Origin of the sequence: Amycolatopsis pretoriensis, assembly GCF_900107925.1 — a bacterium.
GTDB lineage: Bacteria > Actinomycetota > Actinomycetes > Mycobacteriales > Pseudonocardiaceae > Amycolatopsis > Amycolatopsis pretoriensis.
Genome location: NZ_FNUJ01000001.1, coordinates 555,299 through 578,347, shown reverse-complemented (window position 1 = coordinate 578,347; position 23,049 = coordinate 555,299). Strand labels below are relative to the sequence as shown.

General features: G+C 73.5%; 28 protein-coding genes. 12 read left to right on the top strand and 16 right to left on the bottom strand.

Features of this window, described 5'->3' with window-relative positions:
• Nucleotides 1-66: 66 nt before the first annotated feature.
• A complete protein-coding gene (gene pip, locus BLV96_RS02815) occupies nucleotides 67-993 on the top strand; it encodes a prolyl aminopeptidase (protein ID WP_086681763.1) in 927 nt (308 codons plus the stop codon).
• Here the strand turns inward: pip and dmpG are convergent.
• The 3 genes from dmpG to BLV96_RS02800 all read right to left on the bottom strand — a co-directional run bounded on the left by dmpG (nucleotide 990) and on the right by BLV96_RS02800 (nucleotide 4,110).
• The gene (gene dmpG, locus BLV96_RS02810; RefSeq protein ID WP_091388701.1) at nucleotides 990-2,015 is read right to left on the bottom strand and encodes a 4-hydroxy-2-oxovalerate aldolase; all 1,026 of its coding nucleotides are present in this window, start codon (nucleotides 2,013-2,015) and stop codon (nucleotides 990-992) included. The genes pip and dmpG overlap by 4 nt on opposite strands.
• Nucleotides 2,012-2,911 (bottom strand): acetaldehyde dehydrogenase (acetylating), encoded by a 900-nt coding sequence (locus tag BLV96_RS02805; RefSeq protein ID WP_091388851.1) that lies wholly within the window; start codon nucleotides 2,909-2,911, stop codon nucleotides 2,012-2,014. Before BLV96_RS02805 ends, dmpG begins: the two co-directional genes overlap by 4 nt.
• A gap of 62 nt (nucleotides 2,912-2,973) precedes the next feature.
• Nucleotides 2,974-4,110, bottom strand: a complete 1,137-nt coding sequence (locus BLV96_RS02800; protein ID WP_091388698.1) for an MFS transporter — start codon at nucleotides 4,108-4,110, stop codon at nucleotides 2,974-2,976.
• Nucleotides 4,111-4,231: 121 nt separating this feature from the next.
• Here BLV96_RS02800 and BLV96_RS02795 point away from each other — a divergent pair, with 121 nt between their 5' ends.
• Nucleotides 4,232-4,450, top strand: a complete 219-nt coding sequence (locus BLV96_RS02795) for a hypothetical protein (RefSeq protein ID WP_091388695.1) — start codon at nucleotides 4,232-4,234, stop codon at nucleotides 4,448-4,450.
• 1 nt (nucleotide 4,451) lies between these two features.
• On the opposite strand, the gene BLV96_RS02790 is transcribed toward BLV96_RS02795, so the two are convergent.
• From BLV96_RS02790 to BLV96_RS02780, 3 genes are all read right to left on the bottom strand, one after another.
• Nucleotides 4,452-4,721, bottom strand: a complete 270-nt coding sequence (locus BLV96_RS02790) for a hypothetical protein (RefSeq protein WP_143050911.1) — start codon at nucleotides 4,719-4,721, stop codon at nucleotides 4,452-4,454.
• 84 nt (nucleotides 4,722-4,805) lie between these two features.
• On the bottom strand, nucleotides 4,806-6,296 hold the full coding sequence (locus BLV96_RS02785) for a rhamnogalacturonidase (protein WP_091388849.1): 1,491 nt from the start codon (nucleotides 6,294-6,296) through the stop codon (nucleotides 4,806-4,808).
• 136 nt (nucleotides 6,297-6,432) lie between these two features.
• Nucleotides 6,433-7,017, bottom strand: coding sequence for a helix-turn-helix domain-containing protein (locus tag BLV96_RS02780; RefSeq protein WP_091388690.1), 585 nt, complete (start codon nucleotides 7,015-7,017; stop codon nucleotides 6,433-6,435).
• Nucleotides 7,018-7,035: 18 nt separating this feature from the next.
• Between BLV96_RS02780 and BLV96_RS02775 the strand changes: the two genes are divergently transcribed.
• Together BLV96_RS02775 and BLV96_RS02770 are read left to right on the top strand one after the other, a co-directional pair.
• On the top strand, nucleotides 7,036-7,521 hold the full coding sequence (locus BLV96_RS02775) for a GNAT family N-acetyltransferase (RefSeq protein ID WP_091388687.1): 486 nt from the start codon (nucleotides 7,036-7,038) through the stop codon (nucleotides 7,519-7,521).
• Between the two features lie 20 nt (nucleotides 7,522-7,541).
• Nucleotides 7,542-8,531, top strand: a complete 990-nt coding sequence (locus tag BLV96_RS02770) for an RNA polymerase subunit sigma-70 (protein ID WP_091388684.1) — start codon at nucleotides 7,542-7,544, stop codon at nucleotides 8,529-8,531.
• Here the strand turns inward: BLV96_RS02770 and sigJ are convergent.
• Nucleotides 8,528-9,397, bottom strand: a complete 870-nt coding sequence (gene sigJ / locus BLV96_RS02765; RefSeq protein WP_208608119.1) for an RNA polymerase sigma factor SigJ — start codon at nucleotides 9,395-9,397, stop codon at nucleotides 8,528-8,530. The two genes, BLV96_RS02770 and sigJ, sit on opposite strands and share 4 nt — an antisense overlap.
• A gap of 120 nt (nucleotides 9,398-9,517) precedes the next feature.
• On the opposite strand from sigJ, the gene BLV96_RS02760 reads away from it, so the two are divergent.
• Complete coding sequence (locus tag BLV96_RS02760) at nucleotides 9,518-10,129, top strand: LUD domain-containing protein (RefSeq protein ID WP_091388681.1); 612 nt, start codon at nucleotides 9,518-9,520, stop codon at nucleotides 10,127-10,129.
• Here BLV96_RS02760 and BLV96_RS02755 read toward each other — a convergent pair.
• The gene (locus BLV96_RS02755; protein ID WP_091388678.1) at nucleotides 10,126-10,710 is read right to left on the bottom strand and encodes a helix-turn-helix domain-containing protein; all 585 of its coding nucleotides are present in this window, start codon (nucleotides 10,708-10,710) and stop codon (nucleotides 10,126-10,128) included. The two genes, BLV96_RS02760 and BLV96_RS02755, sit on opposite strands and share 4 nt — an antisense overlap.
• 77 nt (nucleotides 10,711-10,787) lie before the next feature.
• Here BLV96_RS02755 and BLV96_RS02750 point away from each other — a divergent pair, with 77 nt between their 5' ends.
• Entirely contained in the window at nucleotides 10,788-11,726 is a 939-nt protein-coding gene (locus tag BLV96_RS02750; RefSeq protein ID WP_086679532.1) for an NAD(P)/FAD-dependent oxidoreductase, read from the top strand.
• A gap of 41 nt (nucleotides 11,727-11,767) precedes the next feature.
• Nucleotides 11,768-12,223 carry a group II truncated hemoglobin gene (locus BLV96_RS02745; RefSeq protein WP_086679534.1) on the top strand — a complete coding sequence of 152 codons (456 nt, stop codon included), beginning with the start codon at nucleotides 11,768-11,770 and terminating at the stop codon, nucleotides 12,221-12,223.
• Nucleotides 12,224-12,835: 612 nt separating this feature from the next.
• Here BLV96_RS02745 and BLV96_RS02735 read toward each other — a convergent pair.
• Entirely contained in the window at nucleotides 12,836-13,732 is an 897-nt protein-coding gene (locus BLV96_RS02735; protein ID WP_086679536.1) for an NAD-dependent protein deacetylase, read from the bottom strand.
• Nucleotides 13,732-14,634: a MarR family winged helix-turn-helix transcriptional regulator gene (locus BLV96_RS02730; RefSeq protein ID WP_086679538.1), complete on the bottom strand. Its 903-nt coding sequence runs from the start codon at nucleotides 14,632-14,634 to the stop codon at nucleotides 13,732-13,734. The genes BLV96_RS02735 and BLV96_RS02730 overlap by 1 nt, the downstream gene beginning before the upstream one ends.
• 89 nt (nucleotides 14,635-14,723) lie before the next feature.
• On the opposite strand from BLV96_RS02730, the gene BLV96_RS02725 reads away from it, so the two are divergent.
• Nucleotides 14,724-16,172, top strand: coding sequence for a serine/threonine-protein kinase (locus tag BLV96_RS02725; protein ID WP_086679540.1), 1,449 nt, complete (start codon nucleotides 14,724-14,726; stop codon nucleotides 16,170-16,172).
• Here the strand turns inward: BLV96_RS02725 and BLV96_RS49655 are convergent.
• Nucleotides 16,162-17,079, bottom strand: a complete 918-nt coding sequence (locus BLV96_RS49655; RefSeq protein WP_167379517.1) for a DUF3800 domain-containing protein — start codon at nucleotides 17,077-17,079, stop codon at nucleotides 16,162-16,164. The two genes, BLV96_RS02725 and BLV96_RS49655, sit on opposite strands and share 11 nt — an antisense overlap.
• A 40-nt stretch (nucleotides 17,080-17,119) precedes the next feature.
• Entirely contained in the window at nucleotides 17,120-17,572 is a 453-nt protein-coding gene (locus tag BLV96_RS02715; protein WP_086679542.1) for a DUF3291 domain-containing protein, read from the bottom strand.
• A 101-nt stretch (nucleotides 17,573-17,673) separates the two neighbouring features.
• Between BLV96_RS02715 and BLV96_RS02710 the strand changes: the two genes are divergently transcribed.
• Nucleotides 17,674-18,357 (top strand): hypothetical protein, encoded by a 684-nt coding sequence (locus BLV96_RS02710; RefSeq protein WP_086679545.1) that lies wholly within the window; start codon nucleotides 17,674-17,676, stop codon nucleotides 18,355-18,357.
• A gap of 22 nt (nucleotides 18,358-18,379) precedes the next feature.
• On the top strand, nucleotides 18,380-19,039 hold the full coding sequence (locus BLV96_RS02705) for a hypothetical protein (RefSeq protein WP_143050910.1): 660 nt from the start codon (nucleotides 18,380-18,382) through the stop codon (nucleotides 19,037-19,039).
• Here the strand turns inward: BLV96_RS02705 and BLV96_RS02700 are convergent.
• Genes BLV96_RS02700 through BLV96_RS02690 form a run of 3 tightly spaced genes read right to left on the bottom strand, consistent with a single transcriptional unit; the run spans nucleotide 19,036 to nucleotide 20,703 of the window.
• Nucleotides 19,036-19,467: a Rieske (2Fe-2S) protein gene (locus BLV96_RS02700; RefSeq protein ID WP_086679553.1), complete on the bottom strand. Its 432-nt coding sequence runs from the start codon at nucleotides 19,465-19,467 to the stop codon at nucleotides 19,036-19,038. The two genes, BLV96_RS02705 and BLV96_RS02700, sit on opposite strands and share 4 nt — an antisense overlap.
• Nucleotides 19,468-19,477: 10 nt before the next feature.
• Nucleotides 19,478-20,023 carry a DUF6529 family protein gene (locus BLV96_RS02695; RefSeq protein ID WP_086679555.1) on the bottom strand — a complete coding sequence of 182 codons (546 nt, stop codon included), beginning with the start codon at nucleotides 20,021-20,023 and terminating at the stop codon, nucleotides 19,478-19,480.
• Nucleotides 20,023-20,703 (bottom strand): hypothetical protein, encoded by a 681-nt coding sequence (locus BLV96_RS02690; RefSeq protein WP_086679558.1) that lies wholly within the window; start codon nucleotides 20,701-20,703, stop codon nucleotides 20,023-20,025. Before BLV96_RS02690 ends, BLV96_RS02695 begins: the two co-directional genes overlap by 1 nt.
• Nucleotides 20,704-20,836: 133 nt before the next feature.
• Between BLV96_RS02690 and BLV96_RS50245 the strand changes: the two genes are divergently transcribed.
• Both BLV96_RS50245 and BLV96_RS50240 read left to right on the top strand, forming a co-directional pair.
• Nucleotides 20,837-21,859, top strand: coding sequence for an alpha/beta hydrolase (locus BLV96_RS50245; RefSeq protein ID WP_208608118.1), 1,023 nt, complete (start codon nucleotides 20,837-20,839; stop codon nucleotides 21,857-21,859).
• Nucleotides 21,856-22,713: an alpha/beta fold hydrolase gene (locus BLV96_RS50240; protein WP_208608117.1), complete on the top strand. Its 858-nt coding sequence runs from the start codon at nucleotides 21,856-21,858 to the stop codon at nucleotides 22,711-22,713. Before BLV96_RS50245 ends, BLV96_RS50240 begins: the two co-directional genes overlap by 4 nt.
• On the opposite strand, the gene BLV96_RS02680 is transcribed toward BLV96_RS50240, so the two are convergent.
• Nucleotides 22,671-23,012 carry a DoxX family protein gene (locus tag BLV96_RS02680; RefSeq protein ID WP_086679611.1) on the bottom strand — a complete coding sequence of 114 codons (342 nt, stop codon included), beginning with the start codon at nucleotides 23,010-23,012 and terminating at the stop codon, nucleotides 22,671-22,673. The genes BLV96_RS50240 and BLV96_RS02680 overlap by 43 nt on opposite strands.
• Nucleotides 23,013-23,049: the final 37 nt, after the last annotated feature.

Below are 23,049 nucleotides of genomic sequence, written 5' to 3'. Positions count from 1 at the left end.
TCTGGCGGCCGGAAACCCGCCGCGGACCGGTCAAGACCGGACGTCGACCGAAAGAGGACACCGGAGATGGCGGAGCTGTACCCGTTGACCGAGCCCTACGACCACGGGCTCCTCGACGTCGGCGACGGCCACCGCGTCCACTGGGAGACCTACGGGAACCCGGCCGGCAAGCCCGCGGTCGTCCTGCACGGCGGGCCGGGCCAGGGCAGCGCGCCCGGCATGCCGCGGGCCTTCGACCCCGCCCGCTACCGGGTCGTCCTGCTCGACCAGCGCGGCTGCGGCCGGAGCACGCCGCACGCGACGACCTCGGTGCACGCCAACACGACCGAGCACCTGGTGGCCGATCTGGAGAAGCTGCGCGAGCACCTCGGCATCGAGCGCTGGATGGTGACCGGCGGCTCGTGGGGCACGACGCTCGCGCTGGTGTACGCCGAGCGCTTCCCGGAGCGGGTCACCGAGATCGTCGTGAGCGCGATCAGCACCACGCGCCGGTCGGAGATCGACTGGCTCTACCGCGGGGTGCGCCGGTTCTTCCCCGAGGAGTGGGCGCGGTTCAGCTTGGGCGCCGAGGACGACGTCGCCGCGTACGCGCGGCTGATGGCCGACCCCGATCCGGCGGTCCGCGACCGGGCGGCCGCCGCGTGGTGGCGGTGGGAGAACGTCGTGCTGTCGCTCGAACCCGGCGCTCCCCCGGTCCAGGACGAGCCGGTCGACGACACGATCCGCGCGTTCGTCCGGCTCACGACGCACTACTACGCGAACGCGGGCTGGCTCGAGGAAGGCGCGGTGATCCGGGATGCCGGCCGGCTCGCCGGCATCCCGGGTGTCCTGATCCACGGCCGGCTCGACCTCAGCTGCCCGGTGACCACGGCGGTCGAGCTCGCCGAGGCGTGGCCGGGCGCGCGGCTGCTCGTCGACGACCACTCCGGGCACCGCGCGAGCGACGTCAAACGCGACTGGAAGCTCGCCGCGCTCGACCGGTTCGCGGCTTAGCCTTCGGCGGCCAGCGTCACCGCCACGTCGATGATCATGTCCTCCTGACCGCCGACGAGCGCGAGTTCGCCACAGCGGCGCAGGATCGCCTGCGCCGGCACGCCGTACCGCTCCGCCGCGCGCTCGGCGTGCAGCAGGAAGCTCGAATACACCCCGGCCCAGCCCTGGACGATCGCGTTGCGGTCCATCTTCGGCCAGCGGTTCAGGTACGGGCGGACGACCTCCTCGGCCGCGTCGAGCAGCCCGCCGACGTCGAGGCCCGTGTCGATGTCCAGGCGGTCGAACACCGCCGCGAGCACCTCGGTCGGCGAGTTCCCCGCGCCCGCGCCGAGCGCGCAGAGCGACCCGTCGATGTAGCGGACCCCGGCTTCGTACGCCAGGACGGAGTTCGCGACACCGAGCGAAAGGTTCTGGTGCCCGTGATAGCCGACCCACGCCGTGTCACCGACCTCCGCAACCAGGGCCTCGAACCGCGCGCGGGCCTCGTGCATCAGCAGCGCGCCCGCCGAGTCCGTCACGTACGCCGCCTGGCAGCCCGCGTCGACCATGATCCGCGCCTGCTTCGCGAGGTCCTCCGGTGGCGTCCGGTGCGCCATCATCAGGAACCCGGCGGTCTCCATGCCAAGCTCGCGCGCCAGCCCGAAGTGCTGCGGCGAGACGTCGGCCTCCGTGCAGTGCGTCGCCACGCGGACCATCTCGGCGCCCGCGTCGAACGCGCGCTGGAGGTCTTCCGCCGTCCCGATCCCCGGCACGAGCAGCACCGCGATCTTCGCTTGCTTCGCCTCTTCGCGGGCCGCCGAGATCAGTTTCAGCTCGTCGACGGCGGAGAAGCCGTAGGTGAACGACGAGCCGCCGAGGCCGTCGCCGTGGGTCACTTCGATCACCTCGACGCCGGCGCGGTCCAGCGCGCGCACAGTGTCGCGGACGTGCTGTTCGGTGAAGCGGTGGGCCATCGCGTGGCTGCCGTCGCGCAGCGTCGTGTCGACGATCCGGACGTCGTGCTTCAGGTCTGGGCGCGTCACGCCGGCACCTCCTGCTTCGCGCGTGCCATGAGCTCGCCGACGCGGGCGGCCGCGGCGGTCATGATGTCGAGGTTGCCGGCGTACTCGGGCAGGTAGTCGCCGTTGCCGCGGACCTCGAGGAAGATCCCGACGCGGGCGTTGCCGTCCCACTCCTCGCGCGCGTCGTCGAACTGCGGGTCCGCGCGCAACGTGTAGCCGGGCACGTACTTCCGGACTTCTTCGGCCATTTCGTGGATGGACGCGGTGATCGCGTCGCGGTCGGCGTCGAGCCCGATCGCGCAGAACACGGTGTCGCGCATGATCATCGGCGGCTCGACCGGGTTGAGGATGATGATCGCCTTACCGCGCCCGGCACCGCCGACTTCGGCGACGGCGCTGGACGTCGTGCGCGTGAACTCGTCGATGTTGGCGCGCGTGCCGGGCCCCGCGCCGCGCGAAGCCACCGACGCGACGATCTCCGCGTACGGCACCGGCGTCACCCGGGAAACCGCGTGCACCATCGGGATCGTGGCCTGGCCGCCGCAGGTGATCATCGAGACGTTCGGGGCGTCGAGGTGCGCGCCGAGGTTCACCGGCGGGCACACCATCGGGCCGAGGTGCGCCGGGGTGAGGTCGATCGCCTGGATGCCGGCCGCTTCGTAGCGCGGCGCGTTGGCGGCGTGCGCCTTCGCCGACGTCGCCTCGAACACCAGCTCCGGCAGCTCCTCCTGGCGCAGCAGCCAGTCGACGCCCTCGGCGGACGCTTCGATTCCCTGCTCGCGGGCGCGCCGGAGCCCGTCGGACTCGACCACGCCGACCATGTAGCCGACTTCGATCACTTCACTGCGTCGCAGCTTCGCCAGCAAATCGGTGCCGATGTTGCCGGGGCCGACGATCGCCGCTTTCACGGGTGCCATGCCCTCGACCGTCGCACCGGGCCGGGTGGGCGGGACAGCCTGGTGTTCCGGCCAACGGAACGTCACCTCACCTCCTCTTTCGAGCGGACACCCGTGACGACCGCCGCCGCGGCGAGCGCCACCACTGCCCCGGCGACCATGACGGCCGGGACGGAGACGGCGTCGACCACGAAGCCGCCGGCCAGCGCGCCGAGGGAGAGCGTCGCCTGGAAGGACGCGGTGAACACGACGGTCGCCGCCTCGGGGGTGTCGGGGGCCGCGCGGGCGAACCACGTTTGGGAGCAGACCGGGACGGCCCCGTAGCCGACACCCCACACGACGAGCAGCAGGAGCGCGCCGATCGGTCCGGCGTGCGGCAGGAGGACGGTCGCGAACGCGATGAGGATCGCCGCGGTGGTGAAGTTCAGCCGGTTCGCGCCCGCCAGGAAGGTGCCCGCGATCCCGGCGGCGCCGTAGACGAGGAGGTAGCCGCTGAGCACCTCCAGGCGGACGACGTCCCGCAGCAGCGGCGTGACGTAGGTGTAGGTGGCGAAGTGGGCCAGGACGACGAGGACGGTCACCACGAGTCCACTTCGGACTCCGCTCTTGCCGAGAAGTCCTTTCAGGACGGTCGCACGGGTCACTTCTGTTGCGGGCAAAGGCGGTGTGACGAGCCAGAGAGCGGCGGCGGTGCCGACACTGAGCAGGCCGACCAGGAGGAAGGCCGTCCGCCACCCGGCGAGCTGCCCGACGAGGGTGCCCAGCGGCACGCCCAGCACCGAGCCGAGCGGCACCGCGGCGAAGATCACCGACGTCGCCCGGCCGGCTGCGGCCGGCCCGACGAGCCGGGGTGCCAGGCCCGAACCGATCGACCAGAAGCCGCCGATGACCAGCCCGACGAGGAAACGGGCCGCGAGCAGCACGGCGAAGGTGGGCGCGGCGGCGGCGAGGAACCCGGCGGCCGCGAGCAGCAGCATCAGCACGGCCAGCATGGTGCGCCGGTCGAACCGCCCGGTGCCGACGGTGACGACCGGCGCGGCGACGGCGGCGACGAACCCGGGGACGGTCATGGTCCAGCCGGCCGTCCCGGCCGCGAGGCCGAAGTCGCCGGCGATCGGGTTCAGCAGGCCGATCGGCAGGATCTCGGTCGTGACGATGGCGAAGATCCCGACGGTCACGGCCACGACGGCGGGCCACCGGCGGTGCGGAGAGGTGATCATGGGGCCGAGTAGACCGGCCGCGGCGCACGGATGCTGGCAGGAACGCGACAACTCCGTGCCGGCGGTTTGATCGACACGCGATCGGGGCAGCTACGGGAAGTCGACCGAACGAGGAGGCGCGATGGCCGGGCAGACCCGTTGGCACGTGATCCCGAGGACCGCCCCGCTGTGCTGGCTGAGCCTGGCCGCGGGGGTACTGCTTTTGGTGTCGAGCATCGTCACGTTGACGACGACCGCGGCCCGGGTGCCGGTGCTGGAGGTGATCGTCGCGGTGGCGGCGGTGGCGCTCATCGCGTTGGCGGGCATCGGCTTGGCCCGCCCGGACCTGCGCGGCCGCTGAGTCAGCGCGGCCGGCGGCGGGTCATCGTGCGGTGGGGAGTCGTCGGCTTCTTCGTCGTCGTGTGGGCTCGTGTTTCCGGCGTCGTGGTGGTCGGCCGGGTCGTGGTGGTCGACGGTGACTCGGTCGTCGGCGCGGTCCCGGTCGTCGTCGGAGTCACCGTGCTGTCCGTCGTGGACGGTGGGAGCAGCCGTCCCGTTCCCGATCCGCCGCCCGCGCACGCGGCCACCAGCACCACGCCGCTCACGGCCAGTCCGCACCACCACACCTTCACCCACCGGACGTTAGCAGCGGCGCGCCGCCCGCATGACCGAAACCGGCCGGGTCCCGCGGCGGCGCCAGGACCCGGCCGGCAGCTTCACAGCTCCTGGTGGTCCGCGTGCTCCACCTTCGCCTCCGGAACCGGGCGCCCGTCGCTCACCCGGAAGTCGTCCACGTCGTCCAGCACGAACGTCGGGGTTCCCGCCACCTTGTCCGCGCGGCAGTGGTGCACGTCGAGATCCACGACGTCCCGCGCCACGAACGCCGGGCGCGTGTCCGGCGTTCCGAAGTGGACGTCCACATTGTCCAGGCTGATCCCCCGCGCGTGGCGGATGAAGAACCCGTACGCCGGCAGCGTGCCGAACATCGACGGCTCCGGGTACGCCGTTTCCAGCTCCGGTGGGTTCTGGACCGCGTCGCCCGGGGTGAGGCCGCCCGCGAGGTGGTGGCGGATGTTGCTCAGTTTGACGTCCTCGATCGGGTGGCCGGGGATGCCCGCGATACACGACGGGTACCTCGGGTCCGCGGCGAACGTCGTGACGTCGCTGATGCTCACCCGCCGCAGGAAGCCGACCGGGATGCCCGCCGGGCCGCGCATCCGCGCGCCCAGCCGCAGGAACAGCGGCATCTGGACGTTGCGCATCGTCAGGTTGCCGATCGTCACGTCCTCCAGCCACCCGCCGTCCACCGTCTCCAGCGCCAGCCCGCGGCAGTACTCGAAGACCACGTTGGAGATCGCGATGTTGCGGAACCCGCCGTTGGCCTCCGTGCCGAACTTGACCCGGCCGGTCCGCCCGTACGACGACGTCTTGAACGTTCCGTCGACCAGCGTCCCGAGGTCGTAACCGCTGACGAAGCAGTTGTCGATCGTCACGTTCTCGGTGTCCCGCACCCGGTTCAGCGCGTACGAGCTCTTCAGCACGATCGCGTCGTCGTTCGGCGAGTTGACCGTCGTGCCGGAGATCCGGACGTTCTTGCAGCAGTCGATGTTGATGCCGTCGCGGTTGGTGTCGATCACCAGACCTTCGATGCGGAAGTTGTCGACACCGGTCGGGAGGATGCCGAAGTGCCCGCCGTTGACGATCGTGATCTCGCGGATCGCGACGTTGCGGCACAGCTTGAGCGCGATCGCCTTGTTGCCGTTGAGCGGCGCGGATTCCGCGCTACCGCCGGCGACGAGCCCCTTGCCGTCGATCTTGCCCGGCCCTTCGATGGTGACGTTCTCCAGATTCTCGCCCCAGATCAGGCTGTTGTGCCAGTGGCTGTGCCCGAAGTCCTGGTACGGGTTGCCCGCGCCCGGCTCGGCGGGGTCGTACCCCCGGCCGCCGGCCGGCGTGGCCGCGAGGATCGTCGCGTTCGCCGCGAGGTACAGCGCCACGTTGCTCTTGAGGTGGATCGAATAGCTCGCGTACGTCCCGGCCGGGAAGTAGACGGTCCCGCCGCGGCCGGCGGCCGCGTCGATCGCGCGGTTGATCGCCGCCGTGTCGATGGTCCGGCCGTCACCTTTGGCGCCGAACTTCGTGACGTCGAAGACGCGGCCCTGCGCGCCCTCTTCCGCCGCGACGGCCGGAGATCCGACGAATGGCAGCGCGGCACCCGCCGCCGCTCCCCAGGTGACCGCGCGACGACGGCTCAACGGTCTGCTCACGGGACCTCCCTTTCCTGGCCACGACGGAAGCACCACGCGGTGTTCCGACGGCGGATCGGGAATGCGTCAAATCAGGCTAGGAGGAAGTGATCGGATGAGTCAAGCGTGAGCGCATGACCAGCGCCGCGACGTGGTACGAGCACGGCTCGTGGCCGCGGTTGGCGTACGAATGCGTCTCGTCCGCCGGGAAGTAGACCGAATCCCCCGCCGCCAGGACGTACTCGGCCGAGCCGACGCCCAGCCACAACGTTCCCGATTCGACGGCGACGAACTCGTGCGAGCCCGCGGCGTACGCCGGGAAGCTGCCCGCGTCGCACCCCGCCGGCAACGTGGTCCGGATCCACTCGAAGTTCACGCCGGGCACCACCGGGGTCAGCACCGTGCGGTGCCAGCCGCCCGGTTCCGCGACGTGGTCCTGCTCCGCCGCGCGGCGGACGATCACCCGGTCCGACTCCAGATCGGCCAGCAGCCGCGACAGCGACAGCCCCAGGCCGTCGGCGACGCGGGACAGCACGACCACCGTCGGCGTCTTCTCGCCGCGTTCGATCGCCGACAGCATGCTCACGCTCACCGCCGCCCGCGTGGCCAGCGCGCTCAGCGCCAGGCCGCGGTCGGTCCGCAGGTCGTGCAGGCGGCGGCCGAGGACAACCGGATCGATCATTCCTCTATAATACCTGTCATGTCCACTATCGAGGAAGCGGGCGAGGCCGACGCCGAAGGCATCGCGGCGGTCTTCGCGCCCTACGTCACCGACTCGGTCTTCACGTTCGAGACCACGCCGCCCACCCCGGACCAGTGGCGCGCGAAGATCCACGGAAGCGACCTGCCATTCCTTGTCCTGCGCGGCACGAAGGTCGACGGCTTCGCGTTCGCCGCGCCCTGGCGGCCGAAACCCGCCTACCGGCACACGGTCGAGACCACGATCTACCTCGCGCCCGAAGCCGCCGGGCGCGGGGACGGCCGCCGGCTGCTGGACGGGCTGCTCGAGCGGTGCGCGAAAGCCGGGGCCCGGCAGGCGATCGCGGTCGTCGTCGACTCCGGCAACCCCGCGTCGCGGAACCTGCACCGCGCCGCGGGCTTCACCGACGCCGGCGTGCTGCGGCGCGTCGGGTTCAAGCACGGCCGCTGGCTCGACACCCTGCTGATGCAGCGCGAACTGGGCTGACCATCGGGCAGGATGCGCGCATGGACACCGAAGCCGACCTCCTCGAAGCGGCGCGGCGCGCGGACCGCGGCGCGTTCGACCGGCTCGTGCGGCCCTACCAGAGCGAGCTGCGCGCGCACTGCTACCGGATGCTCGGCGCCCTGCACGACGCCGAAGACGCGCTGCAGGAAGCGTTGCTCGGCGCGTGGCGCGGACTGGCCGGGTTCGAAGGCCGCAGCACGGTGCGTGCGTGGCTCTACCGGATCGCCACCAACGCCTGCCTGCGGTTGATCAAGCAACGCCCGAAACGCCTGCTGCCGCGCGACTTCCACCCCGCGGCGAACCCCGGTGACGCGCTGGCCGACCCGGTCGACGGCGAGGCGTTCGTCGAGCCCTACCCCGAGGACGACTGGGACCCGCAACGCCTGTTCGAGCTCCGCGAAAGCGTCGAGCTGGCGTTCGTCGCGGCGCTGCAGCACCCGCCCGGCACCCAGCGGGCCGTGCTGATCCTGCGTGAGGTGCTCGCGTTCTCGGCCGCGGAAGTCGCCGAAGCACTCGGCACCTCGGTCGCTTCGGTCAACAGCAGGCTGCAGCGGGCGCGCAAGACCCTCGACGAACACGCACCTTCGCAAAGCCAGCAGGCGACGCTGCGCGCCCTCGGCGAGGACGCGGAACGCGCACTGGTGGCGGACTTCGTCGCGGCGTGGGAGCGCGCGGACGTCCCGGCGCTGCTGGCACTGCTCGCCGAGGACGCCCGTTTCACGATGCCGCCGCTGCCCGCCTGGTTCGACGGCCGCGACGACGTCGCCCGGTTCCTCACCGCCAACGTGTTCGCGACGCCGTGGCGGCTGGTCCCGGTCCGGGCCGCCGGCCAGCTCGCGTTCGCCTGCTACCAGCGCCATCCGGACGGCGTCTTCCGCATCGGCTGCGTGAACGTGCTGACGCTGCGCGGCGATCGCGTCGCCGAGATCATGGGCTTCCTCGACCCGAAGATGTACGCGGGCTTCGGGCTGCCGGAAACCCTCGCCTAGCTCGTCCAGCGCCGGAGTTTCTCGGGGTTCCGCACGACCCAGATGCGCCGGATCCGGTCGGCCACGACGTCGAAGGCGAACACCGTCACGGTGACGCCGTCCTCCTGGGCCACCAGGCCCGGCCGCCCGTTGACCGTGCGCTCCAGGACCGTCATGCCGGGCGGCCGGCGCCGGGCCAGCTCGACCCACGCGGTCGCGATCCGCTCGCCGCCTTCGAGGGGACGCAGGAAGGTGAGCGCGAGGCCGCCGCCGTCGGCGGTCGCGGTGGCCGCGGGATCGAGCAGGCCGATCAGGGCGGCGATGTCCTGGGCCTCCCACGCCCGCCTGAAGTCCCGGACGATCCCGGCCTGCCGGGCCGCCGGCGTCACCCGGCCGCGGGACTCGCGGACCCGGCGCCGCGCCGAGGACGCCAGCTGCCGGCACGCCGCCGGCGTCCGCCCGACGATCTCGGCGACTTCGGCGAACGAGTGGCAGAAGACGTCGTGCAGGACGAACGCCACGCGTTCGGCCGGGGTCATCGCCTCGAGCACGACCAGGAAGGCCATGCTGACCGACTCGTCGAGGGTGACCCGGTCGGCCGGGTCGCCGCCCTGGTCCCCGGGCACCGGCTCGGGAAGCCAGTCGCCCACGTAGCTCTCGCGCCGGGCCCGGGCCGAGCCCAGGACGTTCAGGCAGACGCGGCCGGTCACCGTCGTCAGCCACGCGCCGGGGGACGCGATCTCGTCCCGCCGCGCCGGAGTCAGGGCGAACCAGCGGGCGTAGGCCTCCTGAACGGCGTCCTCGGCCTCGGCCAGGCTGCCCAGGAGCCGGTAGGCGAGGTTGAGCAGCGCGCGCCGCTCCCCCATGACCGCGTCGCGAGTGGTCATCGTGCTCCCTTCGTCGTCACCCCTACGACCGGACAGCGCCCCGGAATGTGAGGCCTGACGTTCCGGGCCGCTGCGTTGTCGAACCCTCCGAAACCGATCCGACCACGTTCCGGAGCCACCATGACCACGTTCGCCGAGCCGGCCGCCGCCGGCCGCCTGGAGCGCGCGGCCGCCGCGTTGACCGCCCACGGATTCGCCGTGGAGATCCTCGACGACGCCGCCGCCGCGCGCATCCGCGTCAAGGAGCTGATCCCGGCGGGCGCCGCCGTGTTCACCGGAGCCAGCGAAACCCTCCGCCGGTCCGGCATCGACGACGACCTCAACGCGACCGGGAGCTACGAGGCCATCCGGCCGCGGGTGCTGGCCATCGACCGCGAAACCGGCGCCGACGAGATCCGGCGGCTGCTCGCGAGCCCGGACGTCGTCGTGGGCAGCGTCGCGGCGGTCACCGAAACCGGTTCGCTCGTGGCCGCCTCGGGCAGCGGCAGCCAGCTGCCCGCCTACGCCGGGGGCGCGGCCCGGGCGATCTGGATCGTCGGCGCGCAGAAGATCGTGCCCGACCTGGAAACGGCGCTGCGTCGCGTCGAGGAGCACTGCCTGCCGCTGGAAAGCGTCCGCACGCAGGAGGTCCACGGGTGGCCCAGTGCCGTCAACCGCCTGCTGGTTCTCAACGCCGAACCGCGGCCCGGGCGCGCGACCGTGCTGTTGCTGCGTGAGGCGATCGGGTTCTAGCGGGACTTGGCCCGCAGGTGGAGCCGCTCGCCCTGCTTGCCGAACAGGCTGAGGATCTCCGCCGGCCGCCCGACCGCGCCGAACCAGTGCGGCAGCCGTGTGTCGAACTCCGCCGCCTCGCCCGGCCCCAGCGTCAGGTCCCGGTCGGCCAGGATCAGGCGGAGCCGGCCCGACAGGACGTAGAGCCACTCGTAACCCTCGTGGACCTGCGGGTCGGGCTCGCCGGTCTCCGGTTCCAGGATCATCTTGAACGCCTGGGGCGCGCCGGGCTGGCGGGTCAGCGGCAGGACCGTCATCGTCGCGCCGTTGGCCCGCGGGAGGCGGCGGGCGGTCAGCCGGACGCGGGGGTCGCCGACCTCCGGGGCGCCCACCAGCTCGTCCAGCGGGACCTGGTGGGCCTGCGCGATCGGCAGGAGCAGCTCGAGGCTCGGCTTCCGCTGCCCGGATTCCAGGCGGGAGAGCGTGCTCTTCGAGATGCCCGTCGCGGCCGAGAGGTCGGCCAGCGTGACCCGTCGCTGCGTGCGGACCCGCTTGAGGCGGGGGCCGACCTCGGAGAGGGCCTGGGTGATCGCGTCCGTCATCCCTCCAGGAAACGCGCTCGTTGCGGAAACGGCAACATGTGTTGTCGAATCCGCCAAGCCGGGCGCAGGGTGGCGGCATGACCGAAAACAGCTATGACGTCCTGGTGGTGGGTGGCGGCGCGGCGGGTCTGAGCGCCGCCCTGATGCTGGGCCGGGCGCGGCGGCGCGTCGCGGTCGTCGACGGTGGCTCGCCGCGCAACGCGCCCGCCCAGCACATGCACGGTTTCCTGTCCCGCGACGGCCTGCCGCCGTCGGAGCTGCTCAAGATCGGCCGCGAGGAGCTCGCCGGCTACGGCGTCGAGGTCCTCGACGACCGGGTGACCCGGCTCGACGCGGGCTTCACCGCCGAGCTGGCCAGTGGCCGGGAGCTGACGGCCCGGCGCGTCCTGGTCGCGACCGGCGTCCACGACGACCTGCCGGAGCTGCCCGGCCTGCGCGAAAGCTGGGGCACCGACGCCGTCACCTGCCCGTACTGCCACGGCTACGAGGTCCGCGACCAGCCGCTCGGCGTCCTCGGCACCGAGCCGCTGAGCGTCGAGCACGCGCTGCTGGTGCGCCAGTGGTCGCCGGACGTCGTGTACTTCCCGCACACCACGCCACTGTCCGAAGAGGACCGGACGCGGCTCGACGCGCGGGGCGTCCGGGTCGTCGACGGGGCCGTCACGGCGGTGCGGCGGGAAGACGGGCACCTCACCGGAGTCGAACTCGGCGCGCGGTTCGTCCCGCGGGTGGCGCTGTTCATCCGCACGCGGACCGTCCCGCACGACGATCTCCTGCGCGGGCTCGGCTACGAAGAAGGGTCCACGGACCCGATGGGCAAGACGAACGTGCCGGGCGTGTGGGCGGCCGGGAACGTCGTGGACGCGCGGGCGACGGTGATCATCGCCGCGGCCCAGGGCGCGGCCGCCGCGGGTGCGCTGAACCACGACCTCGTGGCCGAAGACGTCCAGCGGGCGGTGGACGCGTTCGGCGGTTTCACCCCGGCCGCGGAGCGAGCGGCCGCGGCGGCGCGCTGACGTCCTGGCGTCCGGCGGCCGGGCGTGCCAGGCTCGACGCCGTGCGTCCGACCCTGTACGACTTCGCCGGCGGCGACCCCGCGTTCCTCGCGCTGGCCGCCGCCCACCACGAGCGCTGCCTGGCCGACCCCGAACTGAACCACCCGTTCTCGCACCCGGGGCAGAACCCCCGGCACGTGGAGCGGCTGGCGTGGTACTGGGCCGAGGTGATGGGCGGCCCGCCGCGGTTCTCCGCCGAGTGCAGCGACCATTCGGCGATGCTGCGGATGCACGCGGGCAACGGCGACATGAGCGACCTCGGCCGCCGGTTCGTCGACTGCTTCGTGCACGCCGCGGACGACGCCGGCCTGCCCGCCGACCCGGAGTTCCGCGCCGCGCTGCGGTCCTACATGGAGTGGGCGGTGGCGGAGGTGCTCACCTACCCCGGTCCGGCCGCGGAAGTGCCCGGCGGGCTGGCGGTACCGCGCTGGTCGTGGACGGGTTTGCAGCCGGTGTAACGCCCGGGGCGGCGCCGACGTCTTGCAGGCAACGACCGGCTGTGGAGGTCCGTCGCAGAGCCGGCCCCGGGCGCGTTTCCCCCAACCCGCCCCGGGCCGGCTCGTCCACGGTGTCCGAACCTGGACACGGCACAAGACCGGCCGGGGATGTCCTTCGACCGCTTTCTCCCCACCCACCAAAGTTTCGAGCGCAACCTGCGCGCGGTCCCGCTCGACGGCCGGGACGCGCCGAACGGACGTGCGGGCGCTGGTGAACCCCGTGGCCCCGGGGCAACCTCATCCACTTCCAGCTCGTGCGCGGCCCACCCGTGAGGACGTCCCGGCAGCCCGCGACACCTCCGGCGACGACCCCGCGGCTGCGTTTACCGGGTCGGTGCGGCCTTCGCCGAAGCGGGAGCGCTGGACCGGGTCGTCGACTACTTGCTGGGCAGGCCAACCGAGTGGCGCGCGCAGGCGTCCGCACCACCGACAGTACTGGCGCACCTGCGAGCCCGCCCGCGCTCGGCGCCGACCAGGGCTTCGACGACATCTTCGCGGGCCTGGCGCTGAACCCCCGCGTGTTCGCCGGCCCACCGCCCGGCGTGCCCGCCGCGTCCCGGCAGGACCGGTTGCTCACGCGCTTCGGTCGCGATCCCCGCACCCCAGCCGCTCCGCCAGCTCGGTGAGCGCCCGCCCCAGCGGCAGATCCACGCGCAGCGACGCGTACCGGTCACCTCGGGTTTCGCCGTGGTTGATGATCGCCACCGGCTTGCCCGCGGCCGCCGCGTGGCGGACGAACCGCAGACCCGACATCACCGTCAGGGACGAACCCAGCACCAGCAGCGCGCCGGCTTCGTCGACCAAGCGGTAGCACTGCTCCACCCGCGGCCGTGGGACGTTCTCGCCGAAGAACACCACGTCCGGCTTGAGCACGCCGCCGCAGTCGGTGCAGGGCACCGGTGTGAAGCGGCGCACGACGTCCTCGGGCAGCTCGACGTCGCCGTCCGGGTTGATCCGGGTGGCCGCGCCGCCGAAGTCCGGGTTCGCCGCCCGCAGCCGGCGGTCCAGCTCGGCGCGCTCGCTGAGGCGGCGGCAGTCCAGGCAGATCACCCGGTCGAGGCTGCCGTGCAGCTCGACGGCGTCCGCGGTGCCGGCCGCCTGGTGCAGACCGTCGACGTTCTGCGTGATGACGCCGCCGAGGTAACCGCCGTCGCGCAGGGCGGCGACCGCGCGGTGGCCGTCGTTCGGGTCGGCGCGGGCGATCGTGCGCCAGCCGAGGTGGCTGCGCGCCCAGTACCGCTGCCGCCCCTCGACGCTGGTCACGAACTCGTCGTAGGTCATCGGCGTGTGCCGGCGCAGGCTGCCGGACTCGCCGCGGTAGTCGGGGATCCCGGACTCCGTCGACAACCCGGCGCCGCTGAGCACGACGACGCGCCCGCGCGCCACGACGCCGGCGAGCTCGTCGAGGCTCGAGGTCCGGGGCAACGGCGCGTCCGGGGACGTCCAGGTCAGGGTGGGGCGGGTCCGCACTACGCCAGGGTACGTGGGCTCGGGAGGTGCTTCTCGAACCAGTGATCGGCGTAGTGCTCGTCGTTGAACGACGGGACCTCGCGGTAGCCCGCCGCGCGGTAGAGGCCGATCGCCTCGTCGAGCGCGCGGTTGGTCTCCAGCCGCAGCGTGCGGACGCCGAGGCCGGCCGAGTACGCCTCCAGCTCGCCCAAGAGCCGCCGGCCCAGGCCCAGCCCGCGGGCCGACGGCGCCACCCACATCCGCTTGACCTCGGCGGGCGCGCCGTCGTGGAGCTTCAGCGCGCCGCAGCCGACCGGCTCGCCGTGCAGCGTGGCCACCAACAGGACGCCGGCCGGCGGGGTCATCTCGGCGTCCGCCGCGGAGATGCTGCGCTCGGGGTCGAAGCCGTCGTCGAACCGCCGGGCCAGCTCGGCGAAGTAGGCGCGCAGGCAGTACCGGGCGTGCGCGTGCGAAGGCGGGCACGGCGCGACGGCGACCGCCGAGGCCGTCAGGAGCCGCTCGACCTCCGCCATCGCGGCGACGAGCCGCCTGCGCTGCCCGGCGGACAGCGGAGCGAGCAACGCGGCCGCGGCGTCGTCGGAAAGCCGGTCGAGCGCGGCGCGTTCGGCGCGCCCGGCCTCGGTGAGCCGCGCGGAGCGGACGCGGCCGTCGGCGGTGCTCGGCCCGACGCGCACCAGGCCGTCTCGTTCCAGCCCGCGCAGCAGCCTGCTGAGGTAGCCGGAGTCGAGGTCGAGCCGTTCGCGCAGCTCACGGACGTCGCAGCCCTCGGCGCCGAGCTCCCACAGCACGCGGGCCTCGCCCAGCGGGCGGGCGCGGGCGAGGAAGGCGTCATCGAGTGCGCCGATGCGCTGGGTGACCGTCCGGTTGAACCGCCGGACGCCCGCGACCAGGTCGTTCGCCATTCTCTGACCTTAGTCAGCTAATCGGCTGTAACGCAACGCCGCGTGCGGCAGACTTCCCGGTGTCGGGGTGCCTTGCGGAAAGGGTGCACGTGAGCTGGCAGTTCGGCCCGTACCGCGTCGAGTCGCTGATCGCCCGGGGCGGCATGGGCGAGGTCCTGCGCGCCTACGACTCGCGCCACGACCGCGTCGTGGCCCTGAAGCTGCTGGCCCCGGAGTTCGCGGCCGACCGCGACTTCCAGGAGCGGTTCCGGCGGGAGGCGCACGCGGTGGCGCGGCTGCGCGAGCCGCACGTGATCCCGATCCACGCCTACGGCGAGATCGACGGGCGCCTCTACCTCGACATGCGCCTGGTCGACGGCGACGACCTCGGCAGCCGGCTGGCCGCGGGTGGCCCACTGGCGCCGGCCGAGGCGGTCGACGTCGTCGGGCAGGTCGCGCAGGCCCTGGCGGCCGCGCACGCCGAAGGCCTGGTGCACCGGGACGTCAAGCCGTCGAACGTGCTGGTCGGCGCGACCGGGTTCGCCTACCTCGTCGACTTCGGCATCGCCCGCGCGGCCGGGCCCGCCACCGGGATCACCGCCACCGGCGGCGCTGTCGGCACCCTCGACTACATGGCGCCCGAGCGCTTCACCGACGCGCCGGCCGACCACCGCGTCGACGTCTACTCGCTCGCGTGCGTGCTGCACCAGTGCCTGACCGGCAGCAAGCCGTTCACGGCGACGACGGCCGCGTCGCTGATCGGCGCGCACCTGCACCAGCCGCCGCCGCTGCCGAGCGCGCTGCGGCCCGGGCTGCCCGCCGCGTTCGACGCCGTGATCGCGCGGGGCATGGCGAAGGACCCCGCGGTGCGCTTCGGCAGCGTGACGGAACTGGCGGCCGCCGCCCGGGCCGCGCTCGGCGGCACCAGCCCGGTTCAGGCGCCCGCTCCCCCGACGCGCCACGCCACCCGGCTGACCGCGGTCCCGGAGCCGAAACGGCCGTCGAAGGCGCCCTGGCTCGTCGCGGGCGTCGCCCTGCTCGCGCTGCTGGCCGTCGTCGGGTGGTTCACCGTCCTCAAGCCGTCGTCGCCGGTGGCGTCCGGCTCGACCCCGCCCTCGACTCCGCCCTCGACTCTGCCCTCGACAACGTCGTCCGCGGTGCCGCCGATGACCGCCCCGCCGGTCACCACGACGCGGATCAGCGTCCGGACGTCCGTCGCCACCAGTGTCGCGAGCAGCGCGGACCTCGGCCTGACCACGGCGCTGAGCACCCCTGCGTGCGACGGCTCGTTCGTCGTGATCCTCGGTTCGGCCATCACCCCGGCCCGCTACCGCGCCGACGTAGAGGGGTTCCTCGACGCCCACCCGGGCGCCGGGTACCTGCACGCGCCGAGCACGGGGTGCGGCTCGCTGCGGCAGCAGGTGGACGGCGCCGACGTGTACGCCGTCTACAGTGGACCGTTCGCCACGAAGGACGCGGCCTGCGCCCACCGCAGCGGCGGCGCGTACGTCAAACGGCTCGACAACACCACGGCGCCGACGCAGGTCGTCAACTGCTGACCGCGTTCCACACCGACTCGGTGTCCACAAAGGACTTCAGCAACGCGGTCAGCCGCGGGTCGCCGCGGCCGTTGAGCGCGTCGGAGGCGATCCGGCGGGCGACCCCGGCGAGGAAGTCGGCGACCTGCACCCGGGCGTCGGACCGCGAGTCGACGAACCGGACGCCCGCCAGCCGGTGGCCGAGGGTGGCCTTGAGCTGCAGCACCCGCTCCCCGGTCAGGGCCAGCTGCTCGTCGTGGACCACCGCGACCGGCGTGCCGCCGGCGCTGAAGTGCCGGACGGTGTGGACCACCGCGGGCACCAGCGGATCCAGCACCGGGATCAGCCCGGGGTCGGTCGCCAGCCGGACGCGGTAGTCGGCGACGCGCGCGGCACCTTCTTCCAGGCGACCGACGATTTCGCCGGCTTCCCCGGGGACCACCGCGAGTTCGCCGGCCAGCGCGAAGAACTCCGCCGGCGACGTCGTCACGCCGCGCCGCGGCCGCAGGCGCAGCACGCTGGTGAACGCGGCCAGGAAGTACGCCCAGCGCTCGGCCCCGAACGCGGCCGGCCCGGCGCGGTGGAGGGTGCGGGCCATCTCGTCGGTGCCGTCCTCGGTCAGCAGCGTGACCGCGGCCCGCACGGCGAAGAACGTCTTGTCGGTCAGGTGCACGTGCCCGTGGCCGGCGAGGGGGCCACCGGGGTCGAGCAGCCACTCGAGCACCGGGCGGTGCTTGGCGCGCAGGAGGTGGTTGGCCTTGTACTCCTCGGCGGGCGAGCCGATCCGGGCCCGGATCTCGCGCACGCAGGCGCGGGCGGCCTCGGGGGTCAGCCCGACCCCGGCGTGGGCGAACACGTCCGTCTCGCCGCCGACGAGGTTTTCGCCCTCGGAGCCCGACTCGTCGCAGGCGATCTCGACCGGGCTCACCGGTCCGATGGTGCCAGACCGGCCGCGCGGCGGCGACCGGTTACCGGCAGCGGCGTCCGTCCACGGTGAACCGGTGGACCGGTGAGAACGCCTGCGGCGACGGTCCGTGGTCGCGGAGGAATCCCAGCCGCGCCAGGGCCTGCCCGACGGTGGGCCGCCGGCCGTCGGCCACCCACCACAGCGCGGTGGCGGGCGGCGGCGTCGGCGCGAACCAGTCGCGGCGGCGCGGGAGGAACCGTCCGTGCGCGCCGCGGTAGACGAACTCGTGCAGGCTGCGGTAGTCGCGCCACACCGACACGTTGACGACCACCTCGATCCCGGCGGAGGTGGCGAGGACCGCGTGCCCGGACTCGGCGGCGAGCCGCCAGACGAACCCGGGTGCGGCCTCGGCGAGCCGCGCGACGACGTCGAAGGCGTTCGCGAACCCGGCCATCACCGGGTCGTCGAGCGGGGCCCGCGGCACCGCGACGTTCACTTCGGCGAGTTCGGCCACCGCCCCAGCCTAGGTCCGGCGCTGTCACGGTTGGGCCACGACGGCTGACGACCACGGCGGGTGCGGTGACTTGCCGGACGTAGGTGTGCTGGGAGGCGCCGATGGCCACGAACGACCGGCCGGCCCGGCTCGCGCTGACCGCGGCGGTGCTCGCGCTGCTGCTCGGCGGGGCCGGAGTGCTGGTGCAGCACCGGTTTTCCGCGACGGCGAGTCCGGGTGGGACGGTCGCCGGGATCGAGGCCGCGGGCAGCCGTGTCTCGGTGCGGCCCGCACCGGAGCCGGCCGTCGCGACGCCGTTGACGCGCCGGTTCGGCGGTGGCGCGGACCTCGCTTTCGACGGCGCTCAGCCCGTGCGGGTGCGGATTCCCGTCCCCGCGGCACCGCCGGCCGGATTCGCGCCCGTCGTCATCGGCGGGCGAACGCTCGTCCCCGCGGTGTACGACGCCGCGAGCCGGAGCATCGTCGCGGAACTGGGCCGGCCGGGTCCGTTCTGGGGCGGGCTGCTGGACTTCGCGGCGCTCGGCCGCGAAGTCCGGCCGGCACCGGTGTCCCGGCCGGGTTGCGCCGGCCGCTCGGCCGGCTCCGACGGCGTCGTCGTCGCCTCGGCGTCCCCGGCCCGGCGGCACCGCCGGCCCCTGCGTGAGCGCCGGCGGTGGGCGAGCGAGCGTCACCTTGACGTCGAACGCCCCGGTGCCGTACCGGATCACTCCGCCGCCGGACTGGCCGGAACCGGCCGCCCGGACGGTCACCGCCGGCCAACCGGCCGGTCGGCCGCGGAACCGTGACCTGCTGTGGCCGGGTGCCACCGTGACCTACGACGTCCCGTTCGGCCGGCTTCCCGGCACCCTCCGCGGCCGGGCCGAGCCCGGTCCGGCGATCGGCACGACGCTCGCCGCGGCCGCCCACCGCCTCGCCGCGTTGTTCGGCATGACCGACGCCGCCGGGCCCGCTCCCGAGGTGCCGGCCTGCGCCGCGGACGCCGGCGCGGGCCACTTCACCGCGGACCGGCCGGAGGCCGCCGTCTGGGCCGCGCTCCCGGCGTGCCACCCGGCCGGCGGGGACGTGGTGCGCCGGTACCGGCCGCGCGCCACGACGGCCCGCGCGACCGGCACGTGCGCGTCGGTCTCCGCGGTGTCCGGCCGCCACGACGCCTACCGCTGCACGAGCGGCGCCACGACGTACGACCCGTGCTTCGCCGTGCCGGGAACGCGGGTCGTCTGCCCGGTCTCGGCGGTGAAGGCGGTGGCGCTGACCTACACCGGCGCCCTGCCCGTGCCGCCGGCGCCCGGCGGCACGGGCGAGGTGTTCCTGCTCGCGCTGGCGAACGGCGTGCAGTGCGCCGCCGTCCCCGAGGACCCGGGTATGCGGTTCGCGTGCGCCGACGGGACCGTACTGTCCGACGCACTGGACACTTCGGGTCCACTGTGGACGATCGGTGGGCTGACCGTCGCGAAGGCCTACACCTAAGCAAGCGTGATCTTGCCGTTCGCGACGGTGACCGATTTCTTGTCGAGGGCCTTCGACGCCGGGCCGTTGGCGACCGAACCGTCGGCGATCTTGAACTTGCTGCCGTGGCACGGGCAGTTGATCGTGCCGTCCGCGACCGTGTCGACCGTGCAGCCCTGGTGCGTGCAGATCGCCGAGAAGGCCGCGAACGTGCCCGCCGCCGGCTGGGTCACCACCACCTGCTTGTCCGCGAACACCTTGCCGCCGCCGACCGGGACGTCGGCGGCCGCGCCCAGCTCGGTGCCGCCCGGTGCCGCGGGCTGCTGCGCGGCCGACGACGGCGCGCCCGCACTCCCGCCGTAGGTGCTGCAGCCCGCCACCAGGCTCGCGCCGGCCACCGCGATCGCCGTCCGGCGGGTGACCGCCGGGTCCGTTTCGTCGTTGCCCACGATCGTCCCCCTAGAACGTCAGGCCGGATTGGGTGAAGAACCACAGCGACGCGCTCAGCCAGAGCCCGACGAGCCCGGTGAACACGAGCCCGCCGAGGACCGGCAGCGACCAGGCGGGTGCGCCGTCCTTGCGCAGCAGCAGCATCTTCGCGACGAACGCGCCGTAGAAGAAGCAGCCCAGCAGTGAGTGCAGCAGCACGCGCGTGTCGAACGTCTGGAACCCCAGCGCGTACAGGCAGTGCAGCGCCACCGGGATCGACACGAGGAACGCCAGCCGCCCCGACCACCGGTGCACCGGCGACACCCACGCGGGCGCGTTCCGGCCCAGTTTCCCATACATCGCCAGCGCCGACAGCAGCTGCACGATCGCCAGCACGACGACGACCGTCGCGAGCCACGCCTTCACCGACTGCGGGCCGGAGAAGCCGGCGACGTTGATCGCGACGCCGGTCGGGGTGTGCAGGCTGCCGTAGACGCCGAGCGCCACCGAGACGACGGCGCCGGCGACGAGCGGCACGAGGAGCGCGGCCGCGGCGCGGTTGCCCGCCGTGGTCATCAGAAGTCACCGTCCCCGGTGAGGCCGCTGACCGGCTCGGCGGTCACGGGCGCGCCGTCGACGGTCGCGGTCGCCCCGGTTCCGAAGTTCAGCGCCGGCGCGGTGGCCGAGTCCGCTTCCGTCGTGAGGATGCCGACCTGGCTGCCGTCGGGCTGCACGATCCAGCCGACCTTCCCCGGCTTGCCCTTGACCTTCGGCGCCGCGCGGTAGAGGCCCGCGGGCTTCTTCGCCGTCGGCGCGGTGAACTGCCAGGTCTTGCCGGACGCCGTCACGGTCCCGGTGACCGTGGCCGCGTCGAAGCTGCCCGTCAGGCTCGAGTTCTTCGCCCCTTCGAGGTCGAGCTTCCCGCCGGCCGTCACGCCCTGCAGCCAGGCTTCGACCTTCTTGCCGTCGCAGAGGTAGGCGATGGCGTGGCCGTCGCGCACCGACACCGCGACCGACGCGCCGCCGCCGGTGACGCGCCCGGCGTAGTCCGCCCGCGCGGGCGGATCCGCCCGGGGCGCCTCGGTTTTCGGCGCTTCCGATGTCTCGGGCGGCGCCGCCGTGGTACTGGCGGCGGCCGCGTTGGCGGCTCCGGCGACCGGCGCGACGCCCGTCCCGGTAGCCAGGTTGACGATCCCGATCCCGCCGGCGAGCACGACCCCGGCGAGCAGTGTGAACAACGGCCCCGGATGTTTCATGACTTCCCCGCATTCCCCAATCCCACCACCGTGCCCATAACACGGAGGTCGGGGCGAAACGGCTCAACGCTACCCGCGGAAAAGAGGTATCGCTTAGCCCCCGCAACCGGTTGGGCCGTGGTTGACTGGCCGCATGCTGCCCTGGGACGGCGACCTCGCCGGCCGGCTCGACCGGCACACCGTCACGTCCGCGCTGCTGCGCGGCAACCCGCTCGGCGACCCGCACGAGCGGCCGCTCTGGGTGTACGTCCCGCCGGGTTACGACGACGGCGACGAGCGGTACCCGGCGGTGTACGTCATCCAGGGCTACACCGGGCACCTGTCCATGTGGGCCAACCGGACGCCGTTCCGCCAGCCGTTCGTCGAGACGGCGGACGCGGTGTTCGCGGACGGCGCGCCGGGCTGCGTCGTGGTGTACGTCGACGCGTGGACGGCCTACGGCGGCTCGCAGTTCGTCGACTCGCCGGGCACCGGGCGGTACCACTCGTACCTGTGCGACGAGATCGTCCCGTGGGTGGACGAGCACTACCGGACGATCCCGGACCGCGAGTCCCGCGCGATCGCGGGCAAGTCCTCGGGCGGGTTCGGCGCGATGATCACGCCGATGCTGCGCCCGGACCTGTTCGGCGCCCTGGCGACGCACGCGGGCGATTCGTTGTACGAGCTGTGTTACGTCCCGGACTTCGGCAAGGCGGTCCGCGCGCTGCGGGGCTACGGCGGCGACATCCACGAGTGGTGGGCGGACTTCCGTTCCCGCCCCGCGTTCACCTCCCCCGACGACCCGACGCTGCTGCAGCTGCTCGGCGTGTCGGCCTGCTTCTCGGCCGGCCCGGACGGCACGCCGGAGCTGCCGTTCGACCCGGCGACCGGGGTGCTCCGCCCGCAGGTGTGGCAGCGCTGGCTGGACTGGGACCCGGTCCGCATGGTGCCTTCGCGGGCGTCGGCGGTGAGTTCGTGGCGGGCGGTGTGGATCGACGCGGGCACGAGCGACGAGTACTTCCTCGACGTGGGTGCGGAAGCGTTCCACGCGGAGATCGTCACGGCGGGGCTGCCGGCGGACCGGATCCACTTCGAGCTGTTCGAGGCGGGCCACGCCGCGATCGACTACCGGTACCCGTTGTCCTTGGCCTGGCTGGCCGGAAAGCTGGCCCGGTGAACGTCACCGAGACCGACCTCGCGCTGCCCGGCGGGCGCACCCTGCACGTCCACGACACCGGGAACCCCGCGCGGCTCACCGTCCTCTGGCACCACGGCACGCCCAACCTCGGCGCCCCGCCCGGACCGCTGCTGCCGCTCGCCGAAACGCTCGGCGTCCGCTGGATTTCCTACGACCGGCCCGGCTACGGCAGCTCCACTCCCCGGCCGGACCGGACCGTCGGGTACGCCGCCGAGTGCGCGACCGCCGTCGCCGACGCCCTGGGCGTCGGCCGCTTCGCCGTCATGGGGCACTCCGGGGGCGGTTCGCACGCCCTCGCCACCGCCGCGCTGCTGCCCGACCGGGTCCTGGCCGTCGCGAGCCTCGCCGCCGTCGCGCCCTTCGGGACCGAGGGCTGGTTCGACGGGATGGCCGCCGGCAGTGCCGCTTCCCTGCGCGCCGCCGCCGAAGGCCGGGCCGCCAAAGAGAAGTACGAGGCCGCCGCCGAGTTCGACCCCGACGTCTTCACCAAAGCCGACTTCGCCGCGCTCACCGGGTCGTGGTCATGGCTCAACGAGGTCGTCCAGCCCGCGCTCGGGGCCGCCGGGCTGATCGACGACGACCTCGCCTACGTCACGCCGTGGGGCGGCGACCCGGCCGCCATCACCGCGCCGGTCCTGCTGCTGCACGGCGAGGACGACCGGATGGTCCCCGCCACGCAGGGCAAGTGGCTCGCCGGGGCGATCCCCGGCGCCGAGCTCCGGCTCACCCCCGGCGACGGGCACATCTCCGTCCTGGACCACGCCGCCGACGCGCTTACCTGGCTCGCCGGTCAGGACAGCAGCGCCAGCGACGCGACGACCGGGGCCAGGTAGAGCGCGGGGAAGGCCAGGTGCCCGTACGACCGCGCGCGGGCCACGGTGAGCAGCGCGCCGAGGAAGTACAGCACCAGCCCGATCGCCGCGGCGACCCCGATCGGCGTCCAGAAGAGGCCGGCGACCAGGCCGGCGGCGCCGGCGGCCTTCGCGGCACCGAGCCAGTTCCACCACGCCTGCGGCACGCCGTAGGAGGTGATCGGCTCGACGACCCACTTCGCGCGGGTGAAGACCGAGACGGCCGAGAAGCCGACGAAGGCGGCGGCGAAGAGGGTGACGATCACGTAGGCGGTGGACATCGGAACTCCTTCGGGGAGCGCGGACCCCGGGGTTTCG

Bases quoted from the DNA above. Each gene is read 5' to 3' on its own strand.
- pip (WP_086681763.1), top strand. From the start codon at position 67: ATGGCGGAGCTGTACCCGTTGACCGAGCCCTACGACCACGGGCTCCTC.
- BLV96_RS02805 (WP_091388851.1), bottom strand. From the start codon at position 2,911: ATGGCACCCGTGAAAGCGGCGATCGTCGGCCCCGGCAACATCGGCACC.
- BLV96_RS02800 (WP_091388698.1), bottom strand. From the start codon at position 4,110: ATGATCACCTCTCCGCACCGCCGGTGGCCCGCCGTCGTGGCCGTGACC.
- BLV96_RS02795 (WP_091388695.1), top strand. From the start codon at position 4,232: ATGGCCGGGCAGACCCGTTGGCACGTGATCCCGAGGACCGCCCCGCTG.
- BLV96_RS02780 (WP_091388690.1), bottom strand. From the start codon at position 7,017: ATGATCGATCCGGTTGTCCTCGGCCGCCGCCTGCACGACCTGCGGACC.
- BLV96_RS02775 (WP_091388687.1), top strand. From the start codon at position 7,036: ATGTCCACTATCGAGGAAGCGGGCGAGGCCGACGCCGAAGGCATCGCG.
- BLV96_RS02770 (WP_091388684.1), top strand. From the start codon at position 7,542: ATGGACACCGAAGCCGACCTCCTCGAAGCGGCGCGGCGCGCGGACCGC.
- sigJ (WP_208608119.1), bottom strand. From the start codon at position 9,397: ATGACCACTCGCGACGCGGTCATGGGGGAGCGGCGCGCGCTGCTCAAC.
- BLV96_RS02760 (WP_091388681.1), top strand. From the start codon at position 9,518: ATGACCACGTTCGCCGAGCCGGCCGCCGCCGGCCGCCTGGAGCGCGCG.
- BLV96_RS02755 (WP_091388678.1), bottom strand. From the start codon at position 10,710: ATGACGGACGCGATCACCCAGGCCCTCTCCGAGGTCGGCCCCCGCCTC.
- BLV96_RS02750 (WP_086679532.1), top strand. From the start codon at position 10,788: ATGACCGAAAACAGCTATGACGTCCTGGTGGTGGGTGGCGGCGCGGCG.
- BLV96_RS02730 (WP_086679538.1), bottom strand. From the start codon at position 14,634: ATGGCGAACGACCTGGTCGCGGGCGTCCGGCGGTTCAACCGGACGGTC.
- BLV96_RS02710 (WP_086679545.1), top strand. From the start codon at position 17,674: ATGGCCACGAACGACCGGCCGGCCCGGCTCGCGCTGACCGCGGCGGTG.
- BLV96_RS02695 (WP_086679555.1), bottom strand. From the start codon at position 20,023: ATGACCACGGCGGGCAACCGCGCCGCGGCCGCGCTCCTCGTGCCGCTC.
- BLV96_RS02690 (WP_086679558.1), bottom strand. From the start codon at position 20,703: ATGAAACATCCGGGGCCGTTGTTCACACTGCTCGCCGGGGTCGTGCTC.
- BLV96_RS50245 (WP_208608118.1), top strand. From the start codon at position 20,837: ATGCTGCCCTGGGACGGCGACCTCGCCGGCCGGCTCGACCGGCACACC.
- BLV96_RS02680 (WP_086679611.1), bottom strand. From the start codon at position 23,012: ATGTCCACCGCCTACGTGATCGTCACCCTCTTCGCCGCCGCCTTCGTC.